8 protein-coding genes are annotated in these 14,475 nt (G+C 74.4%); 1 reads left to right on the forward strand and 7 read right to left on the reverse strand.

The features are described from left to right. Positions 1-3: 3 nt before the first annotated feature. The 3 genes from ACSMX9_RS07225 to ACSMX9_RS07235 all read right to left on the reverse strand — a co-directional run bounded on the left by ACSMX9_RS07225 (position 4) and on the right by ACSMX9_RS07235 (position 6,135). Positions 4-2,151, reverse strand: a complete 2,148-nt coding sequence (locus tag ACSMX9_RS07225; RefSeq protein WP_445400914.1) for a PhoH family protein — start codon at positions 2,149-2,151, stop codon at positions 4-6. A gap of 134 nt (positions 2,152-2,285) precedes the next feature. Then, the gene (locus ACSMX9_RS07230; RefSeq protein WP_445402922.1) at positions 2,286-3,413 is read right to left on the reverse strand and encodes a carbohydrate kinase family protein; all 1,128 of its coding nucleotides are present in this window, start codon (positions 3,411-3,413) and stop codon (positions 2,286-2,288) included. Positions 3,414-3,702: 289 nt separating this feature from the next. Beyond that, a complete protein-coding gene (locus tag ACSMX9_RS07235) occupies positions 3,703-6,135 on the reverse strand; it encodes a glycosyl hydrolase family 18 protein (protein ID WP_445400916.1) in 2,433 nt (810 codons plus the stop codon). Positions 6,136-6,858: 723 nt separating this feature from the next. Between ACSMX9_RS07235 and ACSMX9_RS07240 the strand changes: the two genes are divergently transcribed. Then, entirely contained in the window at positions 6,859-8,538 is a 1,680-nt protein-coding gene (locus ACSMX9_RS07240; RefSeq protein WP_445400918.1) for a PA14 domain-containing protein, read from the forward strand. Positions 8,539-8,897: 359 nt separating this feature from the next. On the opposite strand, the gene ACSMX9_RS07245 is transcribed toward ACSMX9_RS07240, so the two are convergent. From ACSMX9_RS07245 to ACSMX9_RS07260, 4 genes are all read right to left on the reverse strand, one after another. Next, positions 8,898-9,821, reverse strand: a complete 924-nt coding sequence (locus tag ACSMX9_RS07245) for an aminoglycoside phosphotransferase family protein (RefSeq protein WP_445400920.1) — start codon at positions 9,819-9,821, stop codon at positions 8,898-8,900. Between the two features lie 38 nt (positions 9,822-9,859). Then, on the reverse strand, positions 9,860-10,762 hold the full coding sequence (locus tag ACSMX9_RS07250; RefSeq protein WP_445400922.1) for a ribonuclease Z: 903 nt from the start codon (positions 10,760-10,762) through the stop codon (positions 9,860-9,862). A gap of 3 nt (positions 10,763-10,765) precedes the next feature. Continuing rightward, complete coding sequence (locus tag ACSMX9_RS07255) at positions 10,766-11,128, reverse strand: HIT domain-containing protein (protein ID WP_366117210.1); 363 nt, start codon at positions 11,126-11,128, stop codon at positions 10,766-10,768. 100 nt (positions 11,129-11,228) lie between these two features. After that, positions 11,229-14,459: a S41 family peptidase gene (locus ACSMX9_RS07260; protein ID WP_445400924.1), complete on the reverse strand. Its 3,231-nt coding sequence runs from the start codon at positions 14,457-14,459 to the stop codon at positions 11,229-11,231. Positions 14,460-14,475 lie beyond the last annotated feature (16 nt).

Genomic DNA, 14,475 nt, shown 5'->3' on the forward strand with positions numbered 1-14,475 from the left:
GGTCTACTTCCCTCGACCGCCGCGGCCCGGACGGGGACCGCGGTCAGGGCCGTGCTCGGTGCTGTTCGCGTGGTCGTACTTCTCGTACGCGTCGACGATACGGCCGACCAGCCGGTGCCGGACCACGTCCTGGGAGGTGAGCCGGGAGAAGTGGACGTCCTCGACCCCGTCCAGGATCTCCTGCACCTGCCGCAGCCCGGACTTGGTCCCGCTCGGGAGGTCGACCTGGGTGACGTCACCGGTGATGACGATCTTGGAGTCGAAGCCGAGCCGGGTGAGGAACATCTTCATCTGCTCGGGGTTGGTGTTCTGCGCCTCGTCCAGGATGATGAAGGCGTCGTTGAGGGTGTTGTGCGTCAGCAGGTAGTTCTCGGTGACGTACAGGGAGTCCTCTGCCGCCACCTGGATGCACACCGCCTCCTCGCGGCCCGCTGGCTCGATGGAGTCGATGAATCGCATCGGACGGCCGCCACCCGTGGCGGCGTACTTCTCGGCCTTGCGGCGCAGCCGGAAGGGCTCGATACCCTCCGGTAGCCGGATGTCGACGATGTGCGCGTCCCGTCGGTGCTCGACAGGACGACCGGACGCCCGACCGGGTCGGCGTCCGGTAGCCGCCCGGCGGCGGGTGTAGGCCACCCCGCCCAGCGACTGCACCAGGCCGATGACGTCGTCCCGCAGCACGATGGACGTGGTCGTGTACTGGACGCGGCACGTACGGTCGGACTGGGTGACCGGTCCCCCGTCCGAGTCGAGGAGCCCCTGGAGAAGCGCGATCCGGACCTCGGGGGTGTTCTGGAGGTAGTCGTCCGGGACGCACTTCGTGTGGGAGCGGCTGCCCCACAGGTCCAACTGCCGGAGCACGGCCGTGACCGGATTCTCCAGGGTGATCACGTCCCCCGGGGAGGCGACCCGGTTGAGGACGTAGTCGGGGCCGCCTCGGTGGCGGACCGACACCCCGGGCAACGCGGCCTCCAAAGCCTCCACGAGTTCGGGATCAGCCGTGGAGAACGACGGGGTCGTCGTACCCGTGAGGCAGCCGTCGCCCAACAGCAGACCCAAGGCGTAGGGGTCCATGGGAACCGGACGCTCCGGAAACCGGACCGGGGAGGTCAGCAGCGGCAGCTCGTAGCGGCGCGCGTGCGCGGCCCGGAGGTTGCCGATCATCTCCTTGGTCTCCAAGACCCGCCAGGGCTTGTCACGCCGGCGGTCGGAGGCCGTGCGCACGGTCCACAGGTGCTCACCGCAGCACAGGGTCCACGAGCCGTCCTGCGCGGTCACTCGGTAGATGTCCTTCTCTCCCTGGGGATAGACACCAAGCACCGGAGTGGGTTCGCCGTTCGAGCCGACCACCAGGTCACCGACGCGGAGGCTACCGATGGCGCGCCATCCCTCAGGGGTGAGCACCTTGGTGAAGATCGGCTGTGCACGACCCCGCATATAGGCGAGAGGCGCCACTTCGATGGTCCCAGCGGCCATCAGCCTGGGAATCGAATCCGGATCCAGCATGTCGTGCAGCGCGTCGTAGAGGGGCCGCAGATACGGGTCGATCTTCTCGTAGAGGGTGCCGGGCAGGAAGCCGAGACGCTCGCCGGCCTCCACCGCGGGGCGGGTCAGGATGATCCGGTTGACCTGCTTGGACTGGAGGGCCTGCACGGCCTTGGCCATGGCCAGATAGGTCTTGCCGGTGCCCGCCGGGCCGATGCCGAAGACCACGGTGTGCTTGTCGATGGCGTCGACGTAGCGCTTCTGGTTGAGGGTCTTGGGGCGGATGGTGCGGCCCCGGGAGGAGAGGATGTTCTGGGTCAGGACCTCGGCCGGGGTCTCCGCTCCTTCCCCCTCGCCGTTCTCACTCGCCCTGAGCATGGCGATCGAGCGTTCCACCGCGTCCTCCGTCATCGGTTGCCCGGTGCGGAGCACCAGCATCATCTCGTCGAACAGGCGCTGGATCAGGGCGACTTCACCGGGGTCGCCGACGGCGCTGATCTCGTTGCCGCGGACGTGGATGTCGGCGGCCGGGAATGCCTTCTCGATCACGCGCAGCAGGGAGTCCCCGGAACCGAGCACGGTGACCATGGGGTGCTTGGCCGGAACGGCGAACCGGGCGCGGGCCGGGCCCGGTGCCGAGGCGTGGTCTGTGGGTGTGTGCGTCATGGGCCGGCGCTGTGGCCTGCTCGTCCTCCTCGTGCGGTGGCGCGGCGTGGTGCGGCGCGCCTGTGCACTGCCCAGGGTACGACGCCCCCCGAGCGGGCACCGAGCCCTTTTCCCGGTGCCCGCTCGGGGCGGGGTCACCCGGGGGCACGGAAGCCGATGGTGGGCACCGCGCGCCGCAGCGGCCAGGGGCGGGCGGTGGCCGGCAGCGGGGGGTCCAGTTCGTCGAGGAAGGCGTAGCGGGCCAGGGCGGCCGGGTCCTGGGGGCCGTAGCCGCGCACCCGGCGCCACCAGGCGGCGACCTCGGTCCAGCCGGGGGCGGAGAGCGAGCCGCCGAACTCCTGGACGGACAGGGCGGCGGTGAGCCCGGCGAAGGCCACCCGGTCGGCGAGCGGCCAGCCCGCGAGGGTGCCGGTGACGAAGCCGGCGACGAACACGTCGCCGGCGCCGGTCGGGTCCAGCGCCTCGACCTCGATGGCGGGAACCTGTGCGGTCTCCCCGGTGCGTCCGTCGACGGCGTAGGCGCCCTGGGCGCCGAGGGTGACGACGGCGACCGGCACCCGCTCGGCGAGGGCGTGGGCGGCGGCACGGGGGCAGTTGGTGCGGGTGTAGCGCATCGCCTCCGCCGCGTTGGGCAGGAACGCCTCGCAGTGCGCGAGGTCGGGCAGCGCGTCCAGGTCCCAGCGGCCCGTCTCGTCCCAGCCGACGTCGCCGAACAGGCGGGTCCCGGCGCGGGCGGCGGCCCCGATCCAGGGCTCGCGGGTGCCGGGGGCGAGGGAGGCGACGGCGGCCCGGGCCGGGGTCGCGGGGCCCCGGTGCGGGTCGGCGGCCCCGGCGGCGGGCGGGGGCTCGTGGGCGTGGGACACCATGGTGCGCTCGCCCTCGTAGGCCATGGAGACGGTGACCGGGGAGTGCCAGCCGGGGACCCGGCGGGAGGGGGCCAGGTCGACGCCCTCGCCGCGGGCGAGGGCGTCCCAGCAGTACTCGCCGTAGTGGTCGTCGCCGAAGGCGGCGGAGAGCGAGGTGCGCAGGCCGAGCCGGGCCAGGGCGGTGGCCATGTTGGCGACGCCGCCGGGGCTGGAGCCCATGCCGCGGGCCCAGGACTCGGTGCCGCGGACGGGGGCGCAGTCGAGTCCGGTGAAGATGATGTCGAGGGAGACCGGCCCCGTCAGGTAGACGTCCCGGGGCGGGTCCTTCGGGGTGCGCAGGGCGGCGAGCGGATCGTGCCGGGGACGGGGGCGGACCCGGGGGTCCCGCTGCTCCAACGCGGCCCCGGCGGCGTCTTCCTGTTCGGGGTGGGGCGACGACGGCTGCGCGGTCGTACGGGGTCCCTGCGGTGGCTCTCCGGTGTGCGTGCTCACGTTGTGCTCCCCTGAATGGTGCGGGTTCAGGCCAGTGTGCCCGATGGGGCGGCACGGTCGGGCGATCCCGCGGGAGGGGCGGCGGCGCTGCGCACGGGGGCGGCCCCGGGCCGGCGGCGGTGCGCCGGCCCGGGGCCTTGGTGGGGGGTGGCGGTTCGGTGGGGTCGACCGGAGGGCGGCGGGCCCGGGGCGCCTACGGGAGCCCGGTGTGGAGGGCGTTCATCAGGGTTCCGTCCGGGGTGTCGCCGGACAGCTCCCAGACCATGGCGCCCAGCAGTCCCTTGGCCCGGATCCACTCGGCCTTCTTGCCGATGGACCAGGCGTCGTCGAAGGACCACCACTGGCCGCCGGGGCCGGTGTACCCGTAGGTGGAGACGGACTGTTCGTCGTGGTGGACGGTCATGTGGGGGTGGTTGCTGACGAGGTTGTGGTAGCCCCGGATGCCGGCCTCCTCCGGGAACTGTCCCGGGGCGGCGCCGTTCGCGGCCTGCCACTCGCCGTTGGTCCCGGTCGGGCCGCTGGCGACGCCCTTCCAGCCGCGCCCGTAGAACGGGAAGCCCACGGTCAGCTTCCGCGGGTTGACCCCGGCGTCGAGGTAGGTCTGGACGGCCTTCTCGATGCTGAAGTCGAAGGCGTACGGGTCCTGGGCGTCCCGGTGCAGGTTGGCCTGGTGGCCGGTGCGGAGGGGTTCCCAGGAGTTGTCGCTGCCGGAGCCGTGGAAGTCGTAGCCCTGGACGTTGGCGTAGTCGAGGTGGTCGAAGATCTTCGTCAGGTCCCAGCCGGCCTGGATCTTCGCGGGGTCGGCGGGGGTGAACGCGGTGAGCAGCCTGTGCTCGCCGCCGAGTGCGTCGAGCTGCTTGCGGAACTCGGCGATCAGTGCGGTGAGGTTGGCCTTGTCGGCGGCACCCCAGTGGTTGCCGGGGTGCCCTTCGGCGCCCGGCCACTCCCAGTCGAGGTCGATGCCGTCGAAGACCCCGGCGCCGGTGCCCGGGCCGCCCGCGCCGTTGTAGACGGGGAGGTCGCCCTTGATCCAGACGTCCACGCAGGACCGCACGAACTTCTCCCGGGAGGCGGGGGTGGCGGCCGCGTCGGCGAAGTACTTGGAGAACGTCCAGCCGCCGAGCGACACGACGAACTTCAGGTGCGGGTGCTTGGCCTTGAGCTTCTTGATCTGGTTGAAGTTGCCGCGCAGCTTCCCCCAGCCGTCGTCCGCCACGCCGTCCACCGACTGGGCGGCGGACATGGGCCGCGCGTAGTCGGCGTCCGCGTCACCGGCGCCGGTGCCCTCGTCGGGGTCCTGCGGGTTCCCGGAGACGCCCTTGGTGACGCCCGCCTGGCAGGTCAGGTTGACGGGGTCGACGTTCTCGAAGGCGTAGTTGACGACGTCGAGTTTGGCGGCGGCCCCCGAGGTGTCGAGGTTCTTGATGAAGAACTGCCGTCCGTAGATGCCCCATTGGGCGAAGTAGCCGACCTTGTAGTAGTTGCCCGTCCCCGCCACGTCGTCGGTGGTGACGCGCAGGGCGTCGGACGCCGGGGAGGAGTTGTCGGCGGTGTCGCGGGCCGTGACGGTGAAGGTGTAGGGGGTGGCCGGGGCGAGCCCCGCGATGGTGACGGTGGTGGTCGTGGCGCCGACCGTCTTCACCAGCGCGTCGCCCCGGCGGACGTCGTAGCCGGCGACGGCCACGTCGTCGGTGGACGCGTTCCAGGCGAGGACCACCGCGGAGGAGGTCTTGCTGGTGAGCCGGAGTTGGGTCGGCGCGGTGGGCGGTACGGGGTCGGTCGCGGGGTCGACGGTGCGGAAGGTGAACGGGTCGCTGGCGGGGCCGGTGTTGCCCCGGGCGTCCTTGGCCCGGACGGTGACCGTGTACCCCGTCGCCGGGGTCAGCCCGGTGAGGGTGGCGCCCACGCTGTCGGTGGTGGCGAGGACGGCGCCTGCGCTCACCACCTCGTACGAGGCCACCGGGTGGTCCCCACCGCGGGCGGCGGTCCAGTTCAGGGTGGCGGTCCTGGCGGTGACGGCGGCCGCCGTGGGGGCGCCGGGCGCGGTGGGCGGCACGTCCGGGGTGCCGTCGCACTTGTCGCCGTTGACGGTGCAGCCGGTGGGCGCGCCGATCGGCCCGTTGGCGATGAACCAGTAGCTCCACGGTTCGCTGGTGCCGCCGGCCGGCACGGTGGCGTTGTAGTGCGCGTTCTTGACGGTCACCGTGGTGCCGTTGACCGTGGCGTCCCCGTGGTAGTGCCCGCTGACGGTGACCCCGGCGGGAAGTCGGAAGCTCAGGTTCCAGCCGGTGACGGGCGCGGTGCCGGTGTTGCGGATCACGTACGTGCCCCGCCACCAGGAACCGTTGTTCTCGCTGCTGAAGCTGGCGGTGAGGGTGCCGGCGGCTTGGGCGGTCCCGGCCAGCCCGGTCAGCGAGGCGAGCGGCAGCGCGAGCACGGCGAGGACCACGAGCAGCCTGCGCCGGGCGCGGGCTCCGGGGCGCCCGGGCCGGTGGGCGGGGCCGGTGGGCGGCGGTGCGAGGGTGCGGACGAGCGCGTGGGCGGCGGCGCGGAGCCGCGCTCCCTGGCGGCGGAGGATCCGGCGGACGCCGGGTCTGCGTGCGGTGCGGGTTCGTCTGCGGAACATGGGCTCCCCTGTGGGTGTGGGAGGAGGGGGGAGGAGCTGGGCGTTCGGCCTGGACGCTGGGAGGGGTGGGGCGGGCGGTAAGCCGGCCGCACCGGATCGACCCGGTGTGGGGCCGGGTGGATCCGGTGGGGCCGGTTCGGGCGGCCGGTGCGGAGCTCGGGGGGCGGTCGCCCTCGGCGGCACCGCACCGGCTGACGCCGGGCTTCGGCGTCGGCCGATCTGCGGTGCGCGGTCGTGCGGTGCGATGGCCGTGCGGTGCGTTGCCTCGTTCTCACGTGCGGCCGTGCTGCCGTGCGGTGCCCGGGCGGGACCGGGTGGGGCCGGACTCCCGGGACCGGAATGCGTTGGAGCGGTTCGGAGCACGGTCACGGGCCCGCCGGGCGAGCGGCGAGGGACCTCGCCGGCATGCGCCTGCCCTGTTGAAGTTACTTGGTCTGTACCAGTTCGTGAACCCGTGCGGAGGGGCCTCTTTACGCCATACCTTCGGCACGGGGAGAGGGGCCGGGACGGTCTCCCGGGCGGGGCCTTCGGCCGTCGGCGGCAGAGGGCCCCGCACCGACGACGATCGGGGCCTTCCCGGTGCCCTCTACAACCAACCGACCTCCTCGCCGGTCTGGTCCAGGACATCGATCCGTCGCGTCGGGACCGGACCGGGCACCGTGCCCGGGTGATCCGGCACCGACACGGCGGCGGATCACCCAACCGTTCATCACCGGGGCACGAATGAATCCTGCAAGACGCACCACGACGGCGACCGCCGTGGTGTTCGCGATGGCGGGCGGACTGCTCACCGCCGTCGTCCCGGCGGCGCCCGCCGCCGCCGCGCCGAACTGTCCCTCCCCCGTCTTCACCCGCCAGTTCTTCGCCGGCGCCGGCTTCACCGGGCAGCCGAAGAGGACGGACTGTGACGGCTCCGTCAAGGAGAGCTGGTCCGGTTCGCCCGCGCGGGGCCTGCCGAAGGACAGGTTCGCGGTCCGCTGGACGGTGACACGTGACTTCGGCTCCGGCGGCCCGTTCTCGTTCTCCGTCGAAGCACGCGGTGGCGTCCGCGTGTACCTGGACGGGGCCCGCAAGGTGGACCTCTGGAACAGCGACTCCGCCACCCGGCGGAAGACGGTCAACGTCACGGTCCCCAAGGGCAAGCACACCCTGCGGGTCGACCTCGTCAACCGGACGGGGCCCGCGAAGGTCGGGTTCGGCTACGCGCCCCGCACCTCGGCGCAGGTGGACCGGGTCAAGCCGCTGGTGCCCACGAGCCCCGCGGTCAGGTACGACCGGACCTCGGGCAAGGCACGGATCAGTTGGGCGAAGAACAAGGAGATGGACCTCGCCGGGTACCGCGTCCACCGGCGGGTCGCGGGCGAGGCGTTCCCTTCCCGCGCGCTCGTCACCACCACCGCCACCTCGTACACGGACACCCCGCCCGCGACCGGCCGCACCTACTTCTACGAGGTCCGCGCCTATGACAAGGCGGGCAACCGGTCGGCGGGCACCGCCGACCGCGGCGCCGTCACCGTGGACCGGACCCCGCCCGCACCCGTCACCGGGCTTTCGAGCACCGGGACCACGGCGGGCAACCGGGTCTCGTGGACCGCTTCCGCCTCCGGTGACACGGTGCACTACGCCGTCCGTTCGTCCCGGGCGGGCGCCCCGGACGTGCCGAACGGGCTGGCGGTCGTCAAGGGCACCTCGTACCACGACGCCGCCGCCCCCGTGGGACAGGAGGTCGAGTACCGGGTGCACGCGGTCGACGCGTACGGCAACTCCTCGCCGGTCGCGGTCACCAGGGCCGCTCGGCCGGCCCCCGCCGAGTTGCCGGTTCCCAAGGCGACGAGCGGGGTGCCGACGGACGAGGCCACCGTGATCACGTTCGACCACGCGGCGGGGGACGGGACCGACACCCACCGGTTCCGGCTCTACCAGCGGCGGAACACGACCGAGGGGTGGACCCTCGTCACCACGGTCCCGTCGGGCGGGGCGGGCACCGCCCGGCACGCCACGGCGCAGGCCGGTCGGACCCACTACCACCTGGTGGCGGTCGACGCCCAGGGTCGCGAAGGGGCGCCGTCCGAGGCGGTCACCGTGGACCGGGAGACCCCGGTCCACCCGACGCCGCCGAGCCCGCCCCGGCTCACCGTCGACCGCGAGGGCGCTCCCCGGACCGGCCCGTTCGTCGTCCACGTCAAACCCGCCGCGGCCGACGTCAACCGCAAGCTGGGCGGATACCAGTGGGAGTTCTCGGGTGCCTGCGGTTCCTCGAACCCGCAGCGGGCCCAGGGCACGGCGGCCACGCTCACCTGGCAGCCGCCGTGGAACGGCCCGTGCATGCTGACGGTGACCGCCCTGGACCACTACGGCACCCGGTCGGGGAACCCCGCCGTGCGTGAGTTCATGATCCGCTGACGCCGGACCTCCCGCGTGGCCCTCTCCCCCGGTTGCCGAGGGACGGGGCCACGCGGGGCGTTCAGACGGCGGGTGGGCGACACCGGACTCCTCCGGCAGTGCGAGGACCGCGTCCCCTTTCGTCCCGGACCAGGTGGTCCCGGACGTCGTGCACCGTGAGGTCGTTCCCGGTGGCGGCCCCGCGGGGGAACCAGCAGGCCGGCGGCCTTGCGCCGGGCCGGGACCGCCACACCGTGACCGCCGGCAGCGACCACTCGGCGGCACCCTACCGGCAGGTGCGGCAACCACCAGTGGCCCGGCAGGAGTTGGGCGCCGTAGCGGAGCGGCACCACGGCGACCACGGCCAGCGGGCCGACCGCTCAGTGGACGGAGGCCGCGAGCCGGCGCAGCGCGGCGCGTCCGGGCGGGCCCCAACTGGCCTTGCCGCCCGGGCGGCCCCGGACGCCGGCCTCGCCGACGTGGAGGCAGACGAGGGCCTTGAGCAGCGCCGCCCCGCGGGCGCGGCGAAGGGCGGCCCCGTCCGGGACGGGGCGGTACGCGCGGTGGAAGCGGTCGAGGGCGCCGTCCGGGAGCAGCAGCCAGCCGGCGGCGAGGTCCCAGGCCGGGTCGCCGGAGCAGAGGTCGCCGAAGTCGATCACGCCGCAGAGGGTGCCGTCCTCGGTGAGGACGTTGGCGGGGTGCAGGTCGCCGTGGAGCCAGAGCGCGGGCCCGGGCCAGGCGGGGGCGGCGACGGCGTCCGCCCAGACCTCGCGCAGGGCCGGGGCAGCGCGCTCCTCGATCAGCCCGGCCGCGAGGGCGGCCTCGAACTGCGCGGCGAAGGGCTCGGTCAGGGCGGACAGCGGCCCGCCGCGCCCGTGTCCCCCGACGGGGGCGTCGGCGGGGGCGGGCCGGTGCAGGGCGGTGAGGAAGCCGGCCAGGGCGTCGGCGGTTTCGGCGCCCCGGGTCACGGGCGCCCGGTCGGCGGGTTCGCCGGGCACCCAGGTGGTGACGGTCCAGGGGCGGGGGAAGCGGCTGGTGGGTTCGCCAAGGCGCTGCGGCACGGGCACCGGCAGCGGGAGGTGCGGGGCGAGGCCGGGCAGCCAGGCGTGCTCCCGGCGGAGCAGGACGTCCGCGTGCTCCGTCGCCCAGGGCAGCCGGACGGCGAGGTCCTCGCCGAGGCGCCACAGCTGGTTGTCCCAGCCGCGGGCGCCGAAGCGCACCGGCCGGTCGGCCAGGTCGGGGTGCTGGTCGTGCAGCAGGTCCCGGATCAACTCGGCGGTGATCTCGGTGTCGGAGTGCGTCATGCGGACCCACCGTAGTGCGGACGGCGGGCGGGGCCCGGTCAGCGCTTGGGCAACGGGATGCGCATCAGGTCGGCGGCGACCGTCAGTTCACCGGTGTAGCCGGCGCCGCGGGCCTCCGCGGCGAAGGCGTCGGGGTCGCCGTAGCGCTGGCTGAAGTGGGTCAGCACCAGGTGGCGCACCCCGGCGTCGGCGGCGGCCCGGGCGGCCTGCGCGGCGGTCAGGTGGCCGTGCTCGACGGCGAGGGCCTCGTCGGCGGCGAGGAAGGTGGACTCGATGACCAGCAGGTCGCAGCCCTCGGCGAGGACGGAGACGCCGGGGCACAGGCGGGTGTCCATGATGAACGCGAACCGCTGCCCGCGCCGGACCTCGCTGACCTCGTCGAGGTGGACGCCCCGCAGTTCGCCCGCCCGCACCAGGCGGCCCACGTCGGGGCCGGTGATTCCGTGGGCGGCCAGGCGTTCGGGCAGCATCCGGCGGCCGTCCGGCTCCACCAGGCGGTAGCCGTACGACTCGACGGGGTGCGACAGCCGGTGGGTCTCCAGGCGGTACGGGCCGGGGTCGGCCAGGAGGCCGTCCGCGGCGGCGGGGGCCTCGGTCAGGCGGACCGTCTCGCGGTAGGCGGTGGCGTGGCGCAGCCGGTCGAAGTACCGCTGCCCCGAGGCGGGGTAGTGGCAGGTGACGGGGTGCGGGACCCGGTCCAGGTTGATGCGCTGGATGACCCCGGCGAGACCGAGGGAGTGGTCACCGTGGAAGTGGGTGACGCAGATCCGGTTGATGTCGTGCGCGGCGACCCCGGCGCGCAGCATCTGCCGCTGGGTGCCCTCGCCGGGGTCGAACAGGATGCCCTCGCCGTCCCAGCGCAGCAGGTAGCCGTTGTGGTTGCGGTGCCGGGTGGGCACCTGGCTGGCCGTGCCGAGGACGACGAGTTCGCGGACCGACACGGCTCAGCCGGGGGGCCACTGGAGGCCGCGGCCGGCCAGCACGTGGGCGTGGGCGTGGAAGACGGTCTGGCCGGCGCCGGAGCCGGTGTTGAAGACGATGCGGTAGCTCTCGGAGCCGTGGGCGGCGGCCACCTCCCCGGCCTCCCGCAGCACGTCGGCGGCGACCTCGGGCGCGGCGGCGGCGAGGGAGGCGGCGTCGGGGTGGTGGAGGCGCGGGATGACCAGGACGTGGGTGGGGGCCTGGGGGTTGATGTCCTGGAAGGCGACCGTGGTGGCGGTCTCCCGGACGATCGTGGCAGGCACGTCCCCGGACACGATCTTGCAGAACAGGCAGTCGGCCTGCGGCGCTCCAGCCGGGTCGGTCACGTCGCTCACGTCTCCTCGCGGGGCGGTCAGTGCGGCACGCGGTGCCGGGTACGGGGGCATGCTATCGGGGGCGGCCCGGGCCGGGCCGCCCCCGGGCGGGTCACGGCAGGGACGGGGGCACCTTCGCCGGGCGTTCGGCGAGGGCGGCCAGGGCGATGCGGACCGCCTCGTCCAACTGCGGGTCGCGGCCCGCCGCGTGGTCCTGCGGGGTGGGGACGACCTCGACGTCCGGGTCGACGCCGTGGTTCTCCACGGCGAAGCCGTACCCCTCCAACCAGATGGCGTACTTGGGTTGGGTGACGAGGGTGCCGTCCACCAGTCGGTAGCGGCTGTCGATGCCGACGACCCCGCCCCAGGTGCGGGTGCCGACGACCGGTCCGATGCCGAGCGCCCGGATCGCGGCGTTGACGATGTCGCCGTCCGAGCCGGAGAACTCGTTGGCGACGGCGACCACCGGACCGCGCGGGGCGTCCTGGGGATAGCTCGACGGGACCTGGCCGCGCGGCAGGTTCCAGCCCACGATCCGGCGGGCCAGCTTCTCCACCACGAGTTGGGAGGTGTGGCCGCCGCGGTTCTCCCGGACGTCCACGACCAGTCCCTCCCGCATGACCTCCAGCCGTAGGTCGCGGTGGATCTGCGCCCAGCCGGGTGCCTGCATGTCGGGGACGTGGAGGTAGCCGAGGCGCCCGTCCGAGAGTTCGGCGACCCGGGCCCGCCGGTCGGCGACCCAGGCGTGGTAGCGCAGCGGTTCCTCGTCGTCCAGCGGGACCACCACCACGTGCCGGGGCGTTCCGCCGGCGGCGGGCAGCACGGTCAGTTCGACCGGTTTGCCGGCGGCGCCGGCGAGCAGCGGGGCGGGGCCGGTGACCGGGTCGACCGGCCGGCCGCCGACGGCGAGCACGGCGTCGCCGGCGCGCACCGCGACGCCGGGGGCGGCCAGCGGGGAGCGGGCCCGCGGGTCGGAGGTCTCCGAGGGCAGCACCCGGTCGATCCGCCAGTGCCCGTCCGGGTGGCGGGACAGGTCGGCGCCGAGCAGGCCCTGGGCCTCGCCGTGGCCCCAGCCGCCGCCGGGGACCACGTAGGCGTGGGAGGTGCCGAGTTCGCCGTGCACCTCCCACAGCAGGTCGACGAGGTCGTCGTGGGTGGCGATCCGGTCGAGGACGGGCCGGTAGCGGTCGAGGACGGCGTCCCACTCGACGCCGCCGAGGTCGGCGCGCCAGAAGTGGTCGCGCATCAACCGGCCGGTCTCCGCGTACATCTGGCGCCACTCGGCGGCCGGGTCGACCTGGTGACGGATGCGGGAGAGGTCGACGGTGAGGTGCGTGTCGCCGTCCTCCTCGGAGGGGGCGCGCCGGTCGCTGGGGACGACCTTGAGGACGCCGTCCGTCCAGAGCAGCACCCGCTTGCCGTCGCCGCTGACGGCGAAGTGGTCGGCGGCCGAGGCCAGGTGCTCCACCCGGCGCTGGGCGAGGTCGTACCGTTCCAGGTCGGCCTTGGGGGACGGGTCGTCGGGGGTGGCGCGGGCGGTGCCCAGGACGCCGACGACCGGGTGCCGCAGCCACAGGACGCCGTCCTTGGCGGCGCGCAGGGTGGTGTAGCGGCCGGACTCGACGGGGAACGGGACGATCCGGTCGGCGAGCCCGTCGAGGTCCACGCGGGTGGTGGGGGTGCCCTCGCCGTCCGGGGTCTCGTCCTTGTCGGGGGCCTCGAAGGGCCGGCCGTGGCGCTGCGGGCCGAACGGGGACGGGGTGGCGGCGGCGAGCGTGATCAGGTGCGGGCGGGAGCCGCCGAGGAACGCCAGGTCGAAGACGTGCTCGTCGTAGACGGGGTCGAAGGCGCGGGCGGAGAGGAACGCGAGGTGCTTGCCGTCCGCGGTGAAGGCGGGGGCGTAGTCGCGGAACCGCAGCGGGGTGGCCTCGGTGACGGTGCCGCCGGCGAGGTGGGCGAGCTTGAGCTGGCAGAGCGGCTCGGGCCCGGGGTGCGACCAGGCGAGCCAACCGGAGTCGGGCGAGAAGGTCAGCCCGGAGGCGTCGCCGTGTTCGCTGCGGTCGAGTTCCCGGATCTCGCCGGTGGCCCGGGTGAGCAGCAGCACCCGGCCGTCGTGGGAGGCGACCGCGGCGTGCGCGCCGTCCGGGGCGACGGCGAGGTCGAGGACCCGGCCGAGGCGGCCGGCGCCGATCCGGTGGGGCGTCGGCCCCTCCGGCGCCGTCCCCGCCGCGGGGACCTGCCGCTCGGCCGGGGTGCCGGTGGCGGGGGCGAACTCCAGGGCGTCCTCCCCCTCGGCGTCGGTGACCCACACCACGTGTTCGGCCCCGTCCGCGCGGAAGGTGCGCGGCATCCTGGCCCGCACCCCGGGCGCGGCGGCGAGGACCCGGGCGGGGCCCTCGCGGTGGGTGACCCAGTGGATCGAGCCGCGGACGGAGACGGCGCTGCCGCGGCCGGTGTGGTCCGGCCGGGCGGCACCGAACCAGCGGGCCGCGCTGACGGGGTGGGGCTGGAGGTCGGTGCGCTGGCCGCCGAGGCGGACGTCCAACCGGCGCGGGGCGGCGTCGGAGAGGTCGTCCAGCAGGAACAGTTCGCCGGCGCTCGCGTACACCACCCGGGTGCCGTCGCCGGCGGCGTGCCGGGCGTAGAAGCCGTCGACGGGGGTGTGGCGGCGCAGGTCGCCGCCGTCGGCGAGGGAGGAGTACAGGGCGCCCACGCCCTCGTGGTCGGAGAGGAACGCGATCCGCTCCCCCGCCCACACGGGGTACTCGACGTTGCCGTCGAGGTCCTCGTGGAGCCGGACGAAGGCGCCGTCGCCGTCCCGGTCGATCCACAGCTTGCCGGCGGTGCCGCCCCGGTACCGCTTCCACCAGGCGGCCTCGCGGCCCATCGGGGCGGAGAGCAGCACCACCGTGCCGTCGGGTCCGGTCACCACGTGGCCGACCGGCCCGTACGGCAGGGTCTCGGCGGGGCCGCCGTCCAGGGGCACCGCGCGGGCGAGGCTGCGGCGCAGGCTCGCCTGGTCGTGGGTGGCGAGGGCGAGGACCCGGCCGTCCGCGGTCCAGCCGCGGACGGCGGTGCGCGGGGACCCCCAGTGGGTGAGCCGCCGGGAGGGGCCGCCGTCGACGGGCGCCACGTGCACCTCGGGGGCGCCGTCCCGGGTGGAGGTCCAGGCGACCGTGGTGCCGTCCGGGGAGATCCGCGGATGGTGCACGGGCACGTTGTCGGCGCTGACCCGCCACGCGCGACCGCCGTCGAGCGGTGCGATCCAGACGTCGTCCTCTGCTGTGAAGGCGACCAACTCGCCGTGGACGTGCGGGTACCGGAAGTACGCAGACTGAGTCACCTGATCACCCTAGGCA

The sequence above is a fragment of the Streptomyces sp. LE64 genome (genome assembly GCF_052606915.1).